At 47.5% G+C, this 18,163-nt stretch carries 13 protein-coding genes; 3 read left to right on the plus strand and 10 right to left on the minus strand.

Annotation, left to right across the window (positions count from 1 at the left end; all coding sequences use genetic code 11):
• Positions 1–55 precede the first annotated feature (55 nt).
• On the minus strand, positions 56–1,282 hold the full coding sequence (locus HNR50_RS21400) for an ABC transporter permease (protein ID WP_184748852.1): 1,227 nt from the start codon (positions 1,280–1,282) through the stop codon (positions 56–58).
• 93 nt (positions 1,283–1,375) lie between these two features.
• Between HNR50_RS21400 and HNR50_RS21405 the strand changes: the two genes are divergently transcribed.
• The gene (locus HNR50_RS21405; protein ID WP_184748853.1) at positions 1,376–1,639 is read left to right on the plus strand and encodes a hypothetical protein; all 264 of its coding nucleotides are present in this window, start codon (positions 1,376–1,378) and stop codon (positions 1,637–1,639) included.
• Here the strand turns inward: HNR50_RS21405 and HNR50_RS21410 are convergent.
• From HNR50_RS21410 to HNR50_RS21420, 3 genes are read right to left on the minus strand one after another with little or no spacing between them, the layout of a single operon-like run.
• On the minus strand, positions 1,629–4,310 hold the full coding sequence (locus tag HNR50_RS21410) for a DNA translocase FtsK (RefSeq protein ID WP_343060260.1): 2,682 nt from the start codon (positions 4,308–4,310) through the stop codon (positions 1,629–1,631). The two genes, HNR50_RS21405 and HNR50_RS21410, sit on opposite strands and share 11 nt — an antisense overlap.
• A gap of 48 nt (positions 4,311–4,358) precedes the next feature.
• On the minus strand, positions 4,359–5,156 hold the full coding sequence (locus tag HNR50_RS21415; protein WP_184748854.1) for an undecaprenyl-diphosphate phosphatase: 798 nt from the start codon (positions 5,154–5,156) through the stop codon (positions 4,359–4,361).
• Between the two features lie 28 nt (positions 5,157–5,184).
• Complete coding sequence (locus HNR50_RS21420; RefSeq protein WP_184748855.1) at positions 5,185–7,284, minus strand: flagellar assembly lytic transglycosylase; 2,100 nt, start codon at positions 7,282–7,284, stop codon at positions 5,185–5,187.
• A gap of 53 nt (positions 7,285–7,337) precedes the next feature.
• Between HNR50_RS21420 and HNR50_RS21425 the strand changes: the two genes are divergently transcribed.
• Positions 7,338–8,711 (plus strand): tetratricopeptide repeat protein, encoded by a 1,374-nt coding sequence (locus HNR50_RS21425; protein WP_221439955.1) that lies wholly within the window; start codon positions 7,338–7,340, stop codon positions 8,709–8,711.
• Here HNR50_RS21425 and rsmG read toward each other — a convergent pair.
• Genes rsmG through mnmE form a run of 3 tightly spaced genes read right to left on the minus strand, consistent with a single transcriptional unit; the run spans position 8,708 to position 12,537 of the window.
• Complete coding sequence (gene rsmG, locus HNR50_RS21430) at positions 8,708–9,331, minus strand: 16S rRNA (guanine(527)-N(7))-methyltransferase RsmG (protein WP_184748857.1); 624 nt, start codon at positions 9,329–9,331, stop codon at positions 8,708–8,710. The two genes, HNR50_RS21425 and rsmG, sit on opposite strands and share 4 nt — an antisense overlap.
• On the minus strand, positions 9,315–11,177 hold the full coding sequence (gene mnmG, locus HNR50_RS21435) for a tRNA uridine-5-carboxymethylaminomethyl(34) synthesis enzyme MnmG (RefSeq protein WP_184748858.1): 1,863 nt from the start codon (positions 11,175–11,177) through the stop codon (positions 9,315–9,317). The genes rsmG and mnmG overlap by 17 nt, the downstream gene beginning before the upstream one ends.
• Before the next feature lies 1 nt (position 11,178).
• Positions 11,179–12,537, minus strand: a complete 1,359-nt coding sequence (mnmE, locus tag HNR50_RS21440; RefSeq protein WP_184748859.1) for a tRNA uridine-5-carboxymethylaminomethyl(34) synthesis GTPase MnmE — start codon at positions 12,535–12,537, stop codon at positions 11,179–11,181.
• A gap of 66 nt (positions 12,538–12,603) precedes the next feature.
• Between mnmE and HNR50_RS21445 the strand changes: the two genes are divergently transcribed.
• Positions 12,604–13,362 carry a glycerophosphodiester phosphodiesterase gene (locus tag HNR50_RS21445; protein WP_184748860.1) on the plus strand — a complete coding sequence of 253 codons (759 nt, stop codon included), beginning with the start codon at positions 12,604–12,606 and terminating at the stop codon, positions 13,360–13,362.
• Positions 13,363–13,369: 7 nt separating this feature from the next.
• On the opposite strand, the gene HNR50_RS21450 is transcribed toward HNR50_RS21445, so the two are convergent.
• The 3 genes from HNR50_RS21450 to pepT form a co-directional block, all read right to left on the minus strand.
• Positions 13,370–14,773: a hypothetical protein gene (locus HNR50_RS21450; RefSeq protein WP_184748861.1), complete on the minus strand. Its 1,404-nt coding sequence runs from the start codon at positions 14,771–14,773 to the stop codon at positions 13,370–13,372.
• Positions 14,774–14,850: 77 nt separating this feature from the next.
• Positions 14,851–16,689 carry a hypothetical protein gene (locus tag HNR50_RS21455; protein WP_184748862.1) on the minus strand — a complete coding sequence of 613 codons (1,839 nt, stop codon included), beginning with the start codon at positions 16,687–16,689 and terminating at the stop codon, positions 14,851–14,853.
• A gap of 109 nt (positions 16,690–16,798) precedes the next feature.
• Positions 16,799–18,040, minus strand: coding sequence for a peptidase T (pepT, locus tag HNR50_RS21460; protein ID WP_184748863.1), 1,242 nt, complete (start codon positions 18,038–18,040; stop codon positions 16,799–16,801).
• Between the last annotated feature and the right edge of the window lie 123 nt (positions 18,041–18,163).

Here is an 18,163-nt window from a genome sequence, read left to right on the forward strand (position 1 = left end):
TCTTCTAGTACAATATAAATATAGCTCTTTAATAAAAGGATGTCAAATTTAATTGCTACTGATGTTTCAAACACGATGAAATATCGAGCTTCAGCCCCCGATTTATCGGGAAGATGGCAACGAGAGTGGATATGGCTGAAGAAGCCAGGGCGGAGAGAGCCATGGTAGACCAGTTCCACTCCCCCCTGAAAATAGCCTGAACCCGGTAGACGAGATCAAACTCCCGCGTGGCAAATCCGTAATCAATCCCCACATGAATGAGAAAGAAAACAGCAAATATCCCGAACAGAATCCCCACAAGAGCCCCGAGAAAACCGATGCCAGCCGCCTCCAGCAGAAACATTATCCGGATTTTCCCATCGGCCATCCCCATGGCACGCATCATCCCGATCTCACGGAAACGCTCATACATGGTCATCAGCATAGTGTTGGAAATACCTACAGCGGCAATAATAAAAATAAGAAAAAGAATGATGCCGCTCGAACTTTTCTCCATTTCCATCATGGACAGATAATCCTTCGCCAGGTCCTCAAAACCGAGAACCACAAGATCGGGATAATCCCGGAGAATAGCTCTGACGGAATCGATATCCTCTTCCTTTATATCAATTTCAGAAACGGTTCCCTCCAGAAAGAGATAATCATCCGCAGTATCCAGGGGCATCATAATAAGCCGCCGGTTTACCGTCGGATTGGGGCAATTGACAATGCCAAGCAATTCGAGATCCATTGCTTCGAAAAAGCCGCCCCGCCCTCTCGCCACAATGGTCACGACAGACCCGACTTCAGCTCCGATATCTTCAGCCAGCCACGAACCGAGAAGAATCCCTTCGTCTCCCGGATTGAGAAACCGTCCGTCCACCAGAGTATCGCGAAAGTGAAACACATCTTCGTCTCTGAGGGGATTAATGGCCGTAACCTGTACGGAAATATTGCCGTCTTCTCCGAAATCCTGCTTATTGAGGATCATTTCACCGTAAAATTCCGTTCTTTCCGTCCCGTTGATACCCTGCCCGTTCAAACGGGCGATGATTTCATCGGATCCGCTGAAATTATAATTGAGAGACTTCTGGACCCGGTTTTCCCAGTATTCCTTATGGAGAATTTTTGCTGATGATGTTTCATACCATTTTAAATTTCTGACGGACTCGCTGTCCGCTCCTTTGAGCATGGAGTCGATGAATATAAAAGAGACAACGCCGAAGGAGATGGCGAAAGCTGTAATCAAAGTTCGCCTTTTATGTCTGGCCAGATTTAATAGTGCCATTTTCAAAAGAAACATGGGTAATCCTCCAGCAATCAAAATTGTACTAATACATTAGTACATTAAAAATGTAAACCCTGCGGTCAGGCTTGTCAAATTAATCCTGTAAATATGCTAAGATTGCCTATGCGGAAGGGAAAAATTCTTAAGGACATTCTGAAATTTCTGAATATATATCAGAATTCCATCATTCAATCGGATAACGAGACAGCCAATATCGAGCACTACCTGAGAGCCAAAGGACTCATGGACCTGGCGAGGTATTACGGAAGAACCGGAGTATTCGATAAGGACGTAATGGCTACTATCGATGGAGTATTCAAGGATATAGAGAATCTGACAATTTTACGGATTCGCGATGATCTCAATAATTAGATGAATCAGGCATATGGGAGTGTATAACCTCACGGGGCTTGCTGCCGTTCTGAGGACCGACAATTCCCATCTCCTCCATCTGCTCCACCAGTCTGGCTGCACGGTTATATCCGATTTTCAGCCTTCTTTGCAGATAGGAAGCCGAGGCTTTTCCCGCGGAAGAGACAATCTCCAGGGCTTTATTGAAAAGAGGGTCGACTGATCCTCCTCCGGCCAGAGAGGGTTCATCGCTTTCATCATCATCGATAAAAATTTCATCGTCAATATATTCCGGCGCGCCGAGGGTCTTAACGTATTCCACCACTCGCTCGACTTCTTCCTCTGACATAAAAGCGCCCTGGACACGGGAGGGGAAAGGATCCCAGGCTGATGTGAAGAGCATATCCCCTTTGCCGAGCAGCTTTTCAGCTCCTGCCGAGTCAATTATAATTCTGGAATCCATCATACTGGCGACCATAAAGGCGATTCTGGACGGAAAATTCGCTTTAATAAGACCTGTAATGACATCAGCGGAAGGCCGCTGCGTAGCCAGAACCAGGTGGATACCGACAGCGCGGGACATAGCGGCCAGACGGGCGATCATGGCTTCCAGTTCCTTACCGCTGGTCGCCATCAGATCGGCGAACTCATCGATCACGAGAATCAGATAAGGAAGCTCTGTCGTTGCCAGTTTCCTCTCTTTAATCCTTTTGTTGTAACTCCTGATCTCCCGTACACCGACGCTGTCCAGAAGGGCATAGCGTCTTTCCATCTCATAAAGACACCACTGGATGGCCTGGATGGCTTTCTTCGGGTCGGTGATAACCGGTGTCAGAAGATGGGGTATATCATTATAGAGTTTCAATTCGACGATTTTCGGGTCGACCATAATAAGCTTCACATCGGCAGGAGACCGCTCGTACAGGATGGAACAGATCAATGAGTTAACACAGACTGATTTTCCCGATCCCGTGGCCCCGGCGATGAGCAGGTGAGGGGTCCGGGTCAGGTCGATAACCTGAACGCCGCCGCGGATGTCTTTTCCCAGAACGATGGGAACAGCCACATCCTGGTCTTTCATTTCCGGTGCCGTAACCATCTCGCTGAACGAAACAATGGCTCTTTTCTTGTTGGGAACCTCAATACCGACAGCATGCTTTCCCGGTATGGGTGCGACAATCCTCACACGGGAGGCCGCAAGTCGCAAAGCAATGTTGTCTGCCAGGTTTGTAATGCGGGAGATTTTTACTCCCGGAGCCGGCAGAAGCTCAAACATGGTGATAACCGGCCCTTTTTTAATTCCCGTAACCTTTGCGGAGATTTTGAATTCCTCGAGCGTCACTTCAAGAACACGGGCTGCTTTTCTGGTTTCCTCGTCTATTTCCTGATATTTATCATCGGGGTATTCTGCCAGTACGCCTTCGACAGGAACGCTGTAATCATCCATATATGGCTGTCTCGGCTTGACGACTTCGCGGAGCACCCCACCCTCATCGCCTTCCACAGGAGCCAGCTTATCGGATATATCGCGATAGTCATCCAGTTCGTCCAGACGGTCTTCCAGATAACCGGCATCGCTGTAATCGCTGTCCTGAGCATACTCGTCAGAGAACTGGTCCGCCGCCTTATCCGGAAGATCCTCATTGGCTATATCTGTTTCATCATAGCCGTAATAACCTGAGTCACCTGACGGTTCATCTCTTGCATCGGAATACTCATCTTCCTTCTTATCCGCTTTTTCGCCGGAGTTCCTGATCCGGTCAGTATCAAATGTCCGGACAGGCCTCTCATCCATACCCTCTGCGGCAGCGAGAACATTGTCAAGCTCGGCAATTATCTCTGACATTTTTTCAGCAGCTTCATTCTGAGCCGCCGTATCACTGTGCTTGTGGTAGGTATAATCTCCCTGTCCCGTCAACTCATCAGCGAGATCCGCTTCATCATGCTCTCTGGAGAGAACATCAAATGCAGGATCGGATTCAATAAAGGGAGATTCCAGATCATCATAAAGATCTTCATCTTTAACAGGTTCAATATTTCCCGGTCTGGGCGGAGGAACCGGTTCGGATGAGACAGCGCCCGGGCCGCCGGACAAAATGGACGTAAAGATATCATCAATCGATTCGGTTTGTTCATTATCAGGTCTGAAATCCGCTTCATCCGGTTCGGGAAATCTGAAAGCATATTCTTTAAAGGCTTCTTCTTCGCCATTTTCCTCTTTTCCAAAAGATTTCTCTTCCGGCTCGTACAATTCTTCCGTTTCAGAAGAAATATCCGAAAAATACCTCGGCAGAATTATTATGAGAAAAATTTCCAGAGCCGACAGGCTTCCCAGAAGAAAAAGAGAACGCCCTTTTCCCATAGATTCCAGCATTTTATTGATAAAATACGATCCCTCAGCGGTGAGCCAGATCCGGAAAAACAGAGAAACTGTCAGAAAGGGAATGACTGACAAGGTTAAAACGATAAGTGAGAGGGAATCAAGCTTATCCTTAAAAGACAGATATCCGTAAAGAATCATAAAAAAGGGAAGGTAGAAAGCGGGAAAGCTGAAAGATTCGAAGAGAAATCTCCCCGGTGCCGCAAGAAACGAACCCAATCCGCCTACTGCCAGCAGAAGAGATAAAGTGAGCAAAGCACCGATGCCATAAAATATATAGGATAATTTCTTTAAATCCATTCGAAAATTCACCCGTGTCCTCCCAGAATTATTATCGGATAAATGGAAAGGATGTTTAGATCAGGGAAGAAAGAACAGTCCCGCTATTCCCACCAGAAGCAGATAAAAAGAGAACAGATAGAGCCTGCCGCCTTTTATAAGTTTCATCAGCAAGATCAGGGAAAAATACCCGACGATTATTGTTATGAGAAATCCGGCGACAAGCGGCAGTATTCCCACTTCGGAGACGAGAGCGCCTCCGTCCTTGAGTTCGAGAAGCAAAGCTCCCAGGATCGCGGGAATGGAGATGATGAAGGAGATTTCCCCGGCTTTATCCCTGTTTATTCCGTTTATCAACCCTGTAGAAATGGTAATGCCCGATCGGGAGATTCCCGGAATAACGCCGAAGCCCTGGGCAATCCCCAGAAAAACTCCCTCTTTCCAGCCTACTGAATCATAATCTTTTTTCGGTTTGGCATACCGGGTCGTCCAGAGAATAAGGGCTGTCACCAGAAAGAACAGGGAAACCACTTTAGGATTCTCAAAAAAAGAGATTTCTGAAATAACGACTCCTATGACTCCCGTAAAGAATGTCGCCACGATTATAAGAATTATCATATTGAGATTGTATTTATCGCTTTCATCGCTTTTTCTTATCAACCAGCGTCCGAGAGACCGGAGAAGGACAAAAACCCTTTCCCTGAAAACGAACAGAACGACAATAAGAGTTGCCACATGGAGAAGAACATCAAAAAGAACAGGGACATCCCCCAGATCCATAAGGTTCCTCGTTACCAGAAGATGGCCGGAGCTGGATACGGGCAGGAATTCAGCAATTCCCTGAATGACGCCCAGAATGAGGGCTTTTAAAACAGACATTTTTTTCCTTCGAGACTGAACCGTTCAATCAGCGTCCGGTAATCTCTAATAATGAATCAAAATCGGGATATATCTTACGGATAATGTCAGCAGGATTTTCATCCCCGTAGACAGATCCGTAAACTACTGATGAAGTTAGCACTTTTTTAACATAATTTCTTGTTTCTTTATAGGGCAAAGCTTCGACAAACAGTTCATCGCTGTACCCGGGAAACATTCTTTTCCACTTTCTCAAATTCCCGCCGCCGCCGTTGTAAGCGATCAGCATCTGAGAGAGATTGTCGCTCCAGGGCCGGTCGATGATCCAGCGGACATAGGAACTCCCTATCCTGATATTGGTTTCCGGGTCTGTCAGATCGGGATCGTCGATTCCCAGTTTCCTGGCCTGATCGGCTGCTGTAGCAGGCATTAACTGGGAGAGGCCCACAGCACCTGCGTGGGAGATGATGTCGTGTTTGAAAGCACTCTCGGTTCTGATTATCCCTTTGAGAATCTCAGGGGGAAAACCGTACAGGCCCGAGTACTGTTCAATTTCATCATTAAAAACACGGGGATATCGGAGCTGAACATCCTCCAGAGTCATGGGACGATTATCAGAAGGCATAAGATAAGCTGACAATTGGATGGAACGGAGAAAATCGCCATTTTCCTGTTCATGATTTGACAAGCGCCTGATAAGGGAATCGCTCAGGAGTTCCTCCCTTCCCCGGCTTTGTTCAAGAGCGACTTCATCGAGACCGAAATCATAGAATCCTAAGATGAACCGATCTGTTTCCCTCTCATCTTCGACAGGAGATGACCCGGCAAGGGGGATCTCATCTCCCGAGAGAACAAATCCCAGAACATAGTAAAAGGAAAAATAGGGAGCCTCTTTCATAAGGGCAATCGTTTTTTGCCGTTCTCCCTCTGAGGCCCGCTCCGACAGGGGGCTTAAAAGATGGACCCAGCTGTAAGCCGCTGCTGTTTCGCGATCTCCATACTGAACAATCAGGGGATAAATTCTTTCAAGCAGGTCCCATCGGGCTTCGGCGGCGATTCCGGACAGATGTTCCTCGAGAACATCAGAAAAATAGTACGGATCGCTCCATAGAGGTGCAGCCTCTTCAATCAATCCATTGAGAAATGGCCTGTTGGAACTGTAAAGGTCCATTCGATACCACATTGCCCGGTCTTTTTCGAAACCGGAACCGGCCAGGTCGTATGCTTTCAGGAAAGACTTGTCCGCTTCACTGTATTTTTTTTCCGACCGGAAAAGCCTCCCGGCTGTGAAAGAGGCTTCGAAAGTAGAAAGGGTACTGAGCCTTTCCGCCAGAAATACAGTCTGCGAGGACTGCATAAAGGGGAGCCTCATCCTGTAAACAAGCGATGGGTACTGAAGGGCCAGATTTTCATTGAGCACAAATCTGCCCAGGGCCTTATCAATCAGATCCCTGTCTCCTGCAGCAGAAGCGTAACAGAGTTCCAGATACCCTTTCAGCGAGTCCGGAATTCGGGAATAAAGATTGTCTTCTCTTACCAGCCGGAAGATTTCAGAACTATCGCCGATTGTCGCTCTGCCATAGACATACCGGAGGAATTTTTCCTCCGTAAGGATGCCCCCCTCGCGGATATGGGATTTTGCCGCAGCCAGAGTGAGCAGATCATCGCCGGAAATCTGCCGAGCTTTTCTGCTTTGGCCGCTTTCAAAGAGAGCTTCAATCAGCATATCTAATATTCTGCCTTCGATCCGATCCTCTTTATAGGCATTGAGCAGGATGACGGACAGGCGATTCCACTCTCTTTTCCCGGAGAGGATTCGATAAAGTTCATCGGCCGCCGCATCTTTGTATATGCCGCTTAAAAGCTCCACTTCCAGAAATCGGATCTGCCACTCCGGCTCTCCCTGACGGGACATAATAAAAGAGAAATAATAAGCGCCACCTTCTCTCAACCGGCTTATCTCGCCCAGTCTTCCTTTCCTGTCCATGCGGTTCAGATCGACCTCATCGAGAAAAGTAAGATCTCCCAGGCGGAGAGACTCCTCGATTGCTGTTTTCTCCAGCCCCCAGATCAGGGAGGGAGGCGATTCAGAAGCCCGGCAGGAGAATAAAATAAAAGATATGAGAAAAAGTGATAAATATTTTTTCATAAAGAACACAGAAGAATCTAAAGGAGCGGAAAAAACTTGTCAATCATTGCCATTTGAACAATAATGACTTCATGATGTCTCTCTTACCATATATGGCAATTCTCGGAGTTGTCATAGTCGGCTCCATCGTTACTTTAGTTCTCGTAAAGTCCTCCGGAGGAGGCAAAAGCAATGATAAATATCAGGGAAAAACGAAGACCACTATCCTGAAAGAAGCCAATAAGAAGCTGGCATCCAATCCCAAGGATCCCAATGCGCTCATGGCAATTGCCGACATTTACTTCAGCGATAACAATTTTGCAAAAGCCATGAAAACCTATCGAATGCTTGTCGATCTCTGCGCGGTCAATCCCGATCTGGATGAATATAAAATAAACCTCCGCTATGGAATCAGTGCCATGGAGGAGAAAATCTATAAAGAAGCCTACAAGAGCCTCATGCTCGCCCGGAATACGAAGCCCGAGGATTTCCAGACTAACGCCTATCTGGGAAAAATCGAATTCATGATGAAGAAGTATGATAAGTCTATCAGCTATCTTCTCTATGCATTAAAGATTAAGCCGGACCACGATGAATCGGTGAAATATCTGGGAATGAGCTATTACAAAATGAAAAAGTACAAGGAAGCGGTTCCCCGTTTAAACAGAGCGGTGAGCGGACATCCCGACGATAAGGAAGCTCTTTTTGCTCTGGCTATCAGCTGTAATGAAACCGGCCGTGTGGAGCACGCCCTGAAGATTTTCACCCACCTCCGGCCCGACCCGGTCTGGGGCCCCAAATCAGCCCTCTATTCGGGAACGATCCATACGAAAATGAGAAAACTCGACAAAGCTGTTATCGATTACGAGATAGGCCTGAGACACGAGAACATCCCGACCGAAATACTTCTCGAACTCAAATACCGTCTGGCCGGAGTCCACAGTTCCGAAGGAAGACTCGACAAGTCTCTGGAAGTGCTGAAAGACATTACCAGAATCGATCCCGGATACAAAGACGTGCAGACCCAGGTGCGGAAGTTCAGAGAGTTGAGTTCCAACAAAAATCTGCAGGTTTACCTCAACGCCCCGGCGACGGATTTTGTATCCCTTTGCCGGAGCATCACAAACATTGTCATCAAGAAAACGAAAGTCAATATTATAGATGTAGCTTTTACCAATGCGGAATACGTGGATATCGTGGCGGAAGTCAAAGCCCAGAAATGGGAGGACCTGATCCTCTACCGCTACGTCCGCACAGACGGCCTGGTTGGCCAGATAATGGTCCGTGATCTCTATGAAAAGCTGAAAGAACATCATGCAGGAAGAGGCTTCTGCTTTTCCGCCGGAGGCTTCACCGAGTCGGCGGAACAGTGGGTGGAGGCCAGACTGATCGACCTGATCTCAAAAGACAAGCTGATTCAGTACCTGAACAAAATCGATACGATTTAATTTTTACAGTAGAAGACCAGATGCCTCTCTTCTCTCAAACCGGGTACCGACAATGGAAGGATTTCCTTTGCTTCCGCAATGGATCCGACCTGTCTGATCTCATCATTTATGTTTTCCATTCTCCCTTTATAGGCCGCAAGCTGACCATCGGGAGTTAGAATATTCATCAGGAGAGTCATGATTCCCGGTTCTACAGGTTTAAAAGCCCGGAAAGTGACAAGATCATACCGGTCTTTCACATTTTTCAGATCCATTTCCATAATATTCAGATTTTTGAGATTGAGAACCGCCGCGGCATTTCTCAGAAAACGGACCCTTTTACCCGAACGTTCTATCAGCGTGACCTTAACCCCGGGAAGCATGATGGCCAGAGGAATGCCGGGCAGCCCGGCACCTGATCCCACATCGGCAAGGGTTTCGGGAGATCTGGACAGGACGGCTGAAGCCCCGGATAGCGAGTCGAGAATATGGCGGGTAATAAGATCGTCTCCTTTCGCATTAACCAATCCGTAACGGGGATTCCAGAGTTCGATCTCTCCGATATATCTCTCGAGAAGGGCAAGCTGCTCTTCCGTATATTCAAGGTGCAGTTTTTTTAATCCATCAGTCAGCAGAGACATGGTTCTCCTTTCCCATCAGTACCAGAAGTACGGCGATGTCGGGATTTCTCACTCCGGAAATTCGCGATGCCTGACCAACAGATACGGGCCGGATTTTTTTCAGTTTCTCCCGGGATTCAGTAGAAATCCCCTCAACCGCATCATAATCGAAATCGGCGGGTATTTTCACATTTTCCATTTTCTTGAAACGGGCTACCTGCTTTTCCTGTTTGGCAATATAACCCTCGTATTTCACATCCAGTTCAGCATGTTTGACCCACTGGGACTTATATTTCCTGATTTCCGGTTCGATTTCAGCCAGTTCCTCAATGGATATGGTGGGATCTTTCACAGCTTTGTACATTGTGTCTCCGATATGACCTGCCAATTCCGGCGAGGAATCTGCCACATCGGCCTTTTTAATTCTCCGGTTTTTCAGAAGCTCCTTGATCTCATCGAGAGATTGTCTTTTCCGCTCGAAAAGCTCCATGGCCTTATCGCTGAGGAGTCCGGCATATCGGCTTTTTGGGAACAGACGCATATCACAATCATCATGCCTGAGAGAGAGCCTGTATTCGGCGCGGGATGTAAACATCCTATAGGGTTCATTTGTTCCCAGAGTGACAAGGTCATCAATAAGAACGCCCGTGTAAGCCTCATCCCTCGTCAGAATAAGAGGATCTTTGCCCTGAAGGCTCAAGGCTCCGTTTATACCGGCCATCAATCCCTGGCAGGCCGCTTCTTCGTACCCCGACGTTCCATTGGTCTGTCCGGCGATATAAAGACCCTTGTGTATTTTGCTCTCCAGGGTCGGCAGCAGCTGAGTGGGATCTATGAAGTCGTATTCAACAGCATAGCCGGGGCGCATGATTTCCACATTTTCCAGGCCGGGAAGTGTTTTCAGGAAACGGTACTGAACCTCTTCGGGAAGCGAAGAAGAGATGCCGTTCAGATACATCTCTTCCGAATCGGCTCCTTCCGGTTCCACGAATATCTGATGCCTGTTTCTGGTTGGAAATCTGACGACTTTGTCTTCAATTGAGGGGCAGTACCGCGGACCCGCTCCGACAATTTCTCCGGAATATAGTGGAGAGAATGCCATATTTTCACTGATGATATTATGCGTGTCATTATTGGTGTAGGTGATAAAGCAGCTGTGGTCTTCGCGGTTTACCTCTTCGTTGGAAAAAGAAAAGGGCAGCATGGGATCATCGCCGGACTGCTCCTCCATTTTGCTGAAATCGAGGGAGCTTTTTTTAACCCGCGCCGGAGTTCCCGTTTTCAAACGGCCGAGGCGGTACCCGTGGGCGCGGAGCGCCGTACCCAGTCCGATGGCGGCCGGTTCACCCAGTCGCCCCGATGACTGGCGGTACTCTCCGATAAAGATTTTCGCTTCCATGAAAGTACCGGTCGTCAGAACGACAACATCCGATGTAATCCGTCGGCCTCTCTCCGTCACGACACCCCGGCAGAGTCCCTTTTCATGGTCGAGAATCAAGTCTACAACCGTATCCTGATAAACATGGAGGTTGTTCTGGCTTTCCACTGTCTCTTTCGCCAGTTTCTGGTAGAGAAATCGGTCCGCCTGAGCCCTGGGCGCCTGAACGGCAGGCCCCCGGCTTTTATTGAGAATGCGAAACTGAATCATCGATGCATCGATAAGCTTTCCCATTTCTCCGCCCAGGGCATCGACTTCCCGGACAATATTCCCTTTGGCCAATCCGCCGATAGCCGGGTTACAGGAAAGTTTTCCGATAACATCAAGATTCTGTGTTACCAGCATAGTTGAAAAACCGAGGCGGGCGAATGCCAGCGAGGCTTCGATACCCGCATGTCCTCCCCCCACGACTATTGCTTTATAATCCATATTATTTACCTACACAAAAATTAGAGAACATTCTTTCCAGAACATCCGCAGATGTAACTTCTCCGGTAATCTCTCCCAGAGCGTTAAGGGCATCTGTGAGCTCAACTGCCGCCATATCCATAGGCATACCGTCTAATAGCGCCTGACTATACCGGTTCAGAGCCTCACGGGCTTCCTCGAGAAGTTTTTTCTGCCGCATCGAATCGATGACGGGTTCATTACCGGGAACATAGTGATCCCGGAAAACAACAGTTTTGATGGCCTCTTCAAGCTCGGCAAAACCTTCAGCCGTCAGGGCGCTCACCTTTATGAAGCCATCGGGCGCCGCGGTTGCGGCTTTATCTATTTTATTCCACACATAAAGACAACGGCTGTCTTCTTTGTAGGCACTCATAAATGCTTCGAGGTCTGCGGTAATCCCTTCCTGTGCGTCCGCCACATAGAGAATGACATGGGCGTTGTCAATTATTTCGTTGCTTCTCCGGATCCCTTCCGCTTCTATGGGATGATCAGCCTCACGGAGACCCGCCGTATCGAAGAGCCGGACAGGAATTCCTCCGATGGATATCCACGATTCGAGATAATCCCGGGTCGTGCCGTGTATATCCGAAACGATCGACCTGTCCTCTTTCAGGAACAGGTTGAAAAGCGATGATTTTCCCGCGTTCGTTTTGCCGGCCAGAACGACGCGCACCCCTTCCTGATAAATCTTTCCGGCCCTGTAGGTGGATAGGAGGCGGTCGATCTTCCCGACGATAGGTTTGGTTTCTCCCGCTTCCACATCGGGCATTTCCGCTTCGTCTTCCGGATAATCGAGCTGGATTTCAACAGAAGCGAGGAGGTCTGTTACTTCGCTTTTGATTGTATTGATGGAATTTTCAATGGAACCGGAAAGACGGTTTAACGCCAGAGACTGGGCCTGGTTCGATTTGGCGCTGATAATCTCCTGGACGGCTTCCGCCCTGGTCAGGTCCATCTTTTGATTGAGAAATGCCCGGAATGTGAATTCTCCCGGAGAAGCTTCGCGGAAACCGGAACGGAAAAGCAGCTCCAGAATCTTCCTGATTCCCGGGAGACTCCCGTGAACGAAAAATTCAACGCTTTCCTGTCCGGTATAACTGCGGGGAGCTCTGTAAACGGCGGCTGTCACTTCATCAAGTTTCACTTCACCATCGGAAATATAGCCGTAGACAATGGAGTTTCCCGCCGCCTGATCCAGTTTGTCAGATGGAGAAAAAATACGTGCTGCGGCGCTTATGCAATCCGGTCCCGTAGTTCTGATAACGGCGAGGGCGCTTTCCGCCCAGGGCGTAGCAAGAGCAGCTATCAGATCATCGGGATCGTACTTAAAATCTTTCATAGTCAACCAGAATACTCCTATTCAAAAGAGTTTTCAATTCCACCGGAAAAGGCTACACTCAATTATATGAGAGAATCGCGCATATTCGTAGGGGAAAAAGCCCCGTTGCTTTTCGGGCATAGAGGATGCCCTGTTGAAGCTCCCGAAAACACTCTGGCCTCGTTCAGCAGGATTCTGGAGAACAACATTCCCGGTGTGGAACTGGATGTTCAGGTTTGCTCGTCCGGAGAACTGGTTGTTCTTCACGACAACAATATGCTCCGCACTACCGGTTTTGACGGAAATATCCTGGATCATGACCTGACCCAGATTCGCTCTCTTGATAACGGCTCTTTCTTCTCTCCCGATTTCAAAGGCGAAAAGATCCCACTGCTGGAAGAGGTTTTCCAGCTGCTCGGAGACAAAGTTTATTACGATATCGAGCTGAAGGCGGATTATACCAGGAGTTTCGGTCTGGAGAAAAAAGTTCTGGCCATGATCCGGGACTTCCGACTGACCAGGAGGGTTGTCGTCTCCTCTTTCAACCCGCTGCCTGTTGCGCGGTTCAAAAAACTGACAAATGAAATTCCCGCATTTCTCATCTACTCTGACACAGAGGATGTCCCCTTCTATCTGAGAAAGGGAGAAGGCCGTTTTCTCTGCAGACCGGAAGGCTTAAAACCGGATTGCAGGCTTCTGGATGAGAATCTTTACAGAAAACTCAGCCGCAAATACCTTCTTATGAGTTGGACGGTTAATGATCTGAAGACATACAACAGACTGGCGGAATGGGAAATTGATGGCGTCTGCAGCAATTATGCCGCAGATTTTGTTTCAGGATCCTGAATTTTTATCAGGGCAATTTATCCATCAGCAAAGCGGCAAAACTCTTTCCCAACTCTTTAAAAGACGTATTTATGGTTGCCTGGGATTCTCCGCCCTGCACTCTTTTGCTCAGAGTTTCATCAAAAAGGATTTCCCCCGATTCCAGATCGAGAACGCGGACTCTCGCTTCGGTGACGACGGTAAAACCGGCAGCCGCATCATCGAATTCTACAATTTGGGCCACTCCGAACACGGTTCGTTTGTAATCTCCGTTGATAAGATAGGGAAGGTCTCTCAGAAGCTCTTCGTCGTTCAGATCAAAAAGATATTTCCTGTCCAGATCGAGCTGAAGGGTATTGAATCCCGCGCTCTGCAGCGATGAAGTCAGCCCCTGCTGGGTCTGCCGCGAATCGAGAGGTTTTCTGAGAAAATCGGAATCGATAATGTAAACACCGGTCAGAACTGTAGGAGCCGAAGATATGATTGAAAAATCAAATTGAACTTTTACCGAATCCGAAGCCGATATAAGTTTTGCATACTCTTCGGGGAAATTTTTCTCCAGAAGGGACAAATCCCCTGTATCGTAGAGTAGATCGAGGGACATGACGACCTTACCCGCTCCGGTAAACCCGGGAGAAGGATGAACAAAAGTGACAAGCCCCGTTTCACTGCTGCGAAGCATGGCGAAGCGGTCGCCGATGACAGCCCCTTTCTTACGATCGCGGAAAGCGGTTTTTACAGCGACATCTTTCCAGACAGCAGGCTTGTCAGATGACTTGAGGCCCAGCCGGGCTTTAAAAACGCCGCTGTTTCCGACAGCTAATGTTTCGGGACTATCGACCGTGGTTATTTCCATATCCTCGAACAAAGAAATGGCAGAGCGGAGGTTCTGTTCCGTTATAAAACGATTATCCGAGCCGGCTGACTCCAGTGCAGCTTTAATATAACTCAGCGCACCTTTGTAGACTTCACCCCGGCTTACCAGATTTTCGGCTTCAACGGAATAAATCGATGCCGTTGATCCGGCTCTGAATATATCTTCGAGATCTGTCCGCAATTGATCCATCCGGGAATTTTCCATTTGGACCAGTATATAAATGATCTTTTCCGTTCCCAGTTCATCGACCTGTTTATTAATCAGTTTGAATCCCTGAACCTGTGTTCCGGAAACAACAGACCGGATCTCTTTTCTCATTTCAGATAAATCATCTTTCTCCGCCTCACTTTCGCTCAGCCCCAGAGCCGATGAAACCCGGGCAAACAGTTCGTCTCCTGCAAGCGATTCTATATCTTTGAGAATGGATGCTCTTTGAGAAATAGCAAAATACCGGTATTCGTTATTATCCGGAGGAGGATTGAGATACCATTCTGGAGGCTGTATTTCTTTTTCAGGTGTGGTAGCACAGCTGAACAGGACAAACAGCAGTAGCAAACCTGTAATTAATTTTCCACACCTCATCGTGATGACAGCCCCTTTTTAAATTATTGATTTTTTCTGTGATCCCTTAACTACAGAAGACTCTCTTTATCCCCGGTTGCAGCAACAGCCTGGGGAAGTTGTGAATCAGTTAAGGTTTTTATATAAAAATAATCCAGAATTACTTCACTTTTATTTTCGACACGACTTTCTAAAAATAAAGAATATCGTTGCCCCGGTTTAAGAGAAATATCGGCTTTGGCAAAGAAATCTTCACTTTCCTCAAGACTTTCCAAAAGAACTGAGCCGTTTTCATCTCTTATTATTTTAAAATTCTCTACAGTCCGCTCCAAATCGCTATCGAAGAAGGCAATAAGATCGGATGACAGGCGTAAAACTTCCCCGCCTTCCTGATCTTCAAAAACCAGATCCCATAGAGCCGGAGCCTTTCTGTCCAGAAAGCTGAGAAAAAATATCATATCTTTCACAGACCCGGTAAAGTCAGCTATTTTAATTTTCCCGCCGGCATTAATTGTTAAACCGGAAACAGGGCCGTCAAAGCCGTTAGCATCGACAAGAGAGCTTCCCAGCTGATGCTGCAGAACCCTGCGATACTGATCACTGTCGACTGTCGAGTCTGCTCCGGAGCCGGTATATACGCCCAGTTCATCGAGAATAAGACCGGCGCCTGAGATCAGATCATCTCCCCCGATCAGGGATTGCTGAGTTTCAGAGATTTCAAATGCTCCATTATCAAAAAGGGTCTCTCCCGCCGGCAGGCCGTTGATGAACCATCGAATTTCCGTTGTTTCAGGTTTTGGTATGACATGCACAGTCAGATCGGAGAGAACTTCATAAGGATAGGCAACAGCAGAAACGCTTTCATAGTCGCCGAGACTCAATTTTAAAAATCCGCCGTCAACCACGGCAATTGATAATTCAAAGCTCTCCTGATCCTGAATACTGAGTATATTTCCGGACAAAGGAGGCTGGGACAGCGAAAACCGCCCATTGAACGAGAAAGGTCGAAGGATTCCATTCCTTGCAGGCAGTATGCGCCCCGATGCGGCAATGCCGTTATTACCCTCAATAGAATAGAGATAAGAATTACCAAAAGGAAGAGCGCCGACTTCTCCGATCAGGGAGTTTACGAATTCTTCGGGATTTTCCGGGTTGAGATCCCCGGCAAAATGGTAAAGGAGAGTGTAGTCTTCATCGGGTTTCAGAGTTCCGGAGTCAATCAAAGCCCTTTCGCTAACGACGATCTCAACGGTATCGAAAACGGAGGAATGAAGGTCAGAATCAACTTCCTCAGGGAATATTTCAAGTTTTATACTGTAGAGTCCCGATTTATCTCCTGCTTTCCAGTAAAGCGTATCCAGGCCTTCCGAAAGATAGCCCTGATCGAGAATGGAACCATCGAGACTCCATCTGAAAAATGGATCAACCTCAGGGGGATTAGTTACAGAGGCCTGAATAAAAACATCTTTTCCCGGTACAGTTTCCTGAGGAAGAGATATCAGCTCATTGATCAGATAGGCACTATCAGCTTTAAAAATCATTATCTCTTCAGAAGCTATTTCAATATCATTTTCAAAAACAACTATATGAAAGAAATATTTACCGGTCGGAAGTTCCGGAGGTATAATCAGGGAAGAGGTATAATCCTCATCAGGATTCTCAATATTAACAGAGGTCTCACCCCAGTCCGCACCCATCTGGTCAATGATTGAGACCGTGTATCTATCGGGAACAGCGGCGCTATCAGACATAATGCTGAGAGGAAATGAGTCTCCGCCCTGCAAAATGGAACCGCTGCCAACAGTCCGGATTTCTACAGACTGCTCTATATCGAAGAGGAATTCCGATACATCATTGCAGGAGTAAAGAGAGAAAATCAAGACTGTAATTATCAGATGCCATTTCTTCATACTTATCCAGTATTAATTCTAACACAAAAATCAGCATATCCACAGAGAGGAAAACAAAAAAACCGCCTGAAACATGACCCAGGCGGTTCTCAATATAGCTTTTAAGGAGCTATTCGGTCCAGGTTTCAACAAGATGGAGAATAACCGACACAGCTTTAACCATTGCGGGAACTCCGATCCACTCCTTCCGACTATGAAAATTATGGCCGCCGGTAAAAATATTGGGCGTGGGTACACCCATTTCCGTCAGTCTCGAACCATCTGTCCCGCCGCGGATAACAACCTTATGGGGCTCGACATCCGCGAGCTCGAACGCTCTCTCCACATTTGCCATGACCCGGGGATTTTCATCGAGCTTTTCTTTCATGTTGACATACTGCTTTTTCGTTTCAACCGTCACTTTTCCTCCGGGAAAAGCCGCTTCCACAGCAGCTGCGAAAGCATCGAGAGCCTTTACCCGCCTCTGAATGTCATCGGCATCGAATGAACGCATGAGAAGATGAAGCCGGGCTTTTTCCAGAGATCCGGAAATGCTCTGCGCCCAATAGTTGCCAAAACGGCCGTCGGTTGCCTCGGGACTCTCATTGCGGGGAAGCATGGAAACGAAAGCGGAAGCCATTGTGACAGCATTTACCAGTTTTCCTCTGGCGTAACCTGGATGGATAACAATCCCCTGAAATGTAACATCAGCCCCGTAAGCGTAGTAACATTCGTCTTCCAGCTCTCCTTCCCTTCCGCCATCCATGGTGTAACAGGCCCGGGAGTGAAGTTCTTCCCTGGGGAAATTGTTCATTCCGCAACCGGTTTCTTCGTCGGGGGTGAAAATCAATTCGATTTCGCCGTGTTTTATCTCATCATGACTGAGAATGATGGATGCTGCAGTCATAATTTCGGCGATTCCCGCTTTATCATCCGCTCCGAGCAATGTGGAGCCATCTGTTGTTATAACCGTGTTTCCGACATAGAGTTTCAAATCCTCATCATCTTCGGGATCGATCTGCAAAGTATCATTCAACTTAATGAGCTTTCCGTCGTAGTTCTGGTGTACCTGCGGTTTGACATCCTTTCCGGGCGCGTCTGAAGCCGTATCGACATGAGCCATAAAACCGATTGTGTCCGCTTTTGCATTCGCGGGAATTCGGCCGATGAGATAACCCATTTCATTATAGGAAATATCGCTGATTCCCATATCCTTCATCTCCTTTTCCAGAAGATTGAGAAGGTCGAACTGTATTGCCGTGGATGGGGTCTTCTCTTCGGCAATGCGCCGGTCCGAAGTCGTCCATATTTTTACGTAACGGAGAAATCTCTCCTGAACCTGTTCTTCAATAGTTTTATAATATTTTTTCATATAGTGATGATAAAACGATATGCGGTTTTTTTGTACCCCAAAATGACGAATTCGGAAATAGATGTCGGGAGAGAGTGAGTTTTGACTGATTGACAAGCGAAAACTGAACTGGTAGGATTAGTT

This window comes from Spirochaeta isovalerica (genome assembly GCF_014207565.1).
GTDB classification, from domain to species: domain Bacteria; phylum Spirochaetota; class Spirochaetia; order DSM-2461; family DSM-2461; genus Spirochaeta_F; species Spirochaeta_F isovalerica.

Bases quoted from the DNA above. Each gene is read 5' to 3' on its own strand.
- HNR50_RS21400 (WP_184748852.1), bottom strand. From the start codon at position 1,282: ATGTTTCTTTTGAAAATGGCACTATTAAATCTGGCCAGACATAAAAGG.
- HNR50_RS21405 (WP_184748853.1), top strand. From the start codon at position 1,376: ATGCTAAGATTGCCTATGCGGAAGGGAAAAATTCTTAAGGACATTCTG.
- mnmE (WP_184748859.1), bottom strand. From the start codon at position 12,537: ATGAAAGATTTTAAGTACGATCCCGATGATCTGATAGCTGCTCTTGCT.
- HNR50_RS21415 (WP_184748854.1), bottom strand. From the start codon at position 5,156: ATGTCTGTTTTAAAAGCCCTCATTCTGGGCGTCATTCAGGGAATTGCT.
- mnmG (WP_184748858.1), bottom strand. From the start codon at position 11,177: ATGGATTATAAAGCAATAGTCGTGGGGGGAGGACATGCGGGTATCGAA.
- rsmG (WP_184748857.1), bottom strand. From the start codon at position 9,331: ATGTCTCTGCTGACTGATGGATTAAAAAAACTGCACCTTGAATATACG.
- HNR50_RS21445 (WP_184748860.1), top strand. From the start codon at position 12,604: ATGAGAGAATCGCGCATATTCGTAGGGGAAAAAGCCCCGTTGCTTTTC.
- HNR50_RS21420 (WP_184748855.1), bottom strand. From the start codon at position 7,284: ATGAAAAAATATTTATCACTTTTTCTCATATCTTTTATTTTATTCTCC.
- pepT (WP_184748863.1), bottom strand. From the start codon at position 18,040: ATGAAAAAATATTATAAAACTATTGAAGAACAGGTTCAGGAGAGATTT.
- HNR50_RS21455 (WP_184748862.1), bottom strand. From the start codon at position 16,689: ATGAAGAAATGGCATCTGATAATTACAGTCTTGATTTTCTCTCTTTAC.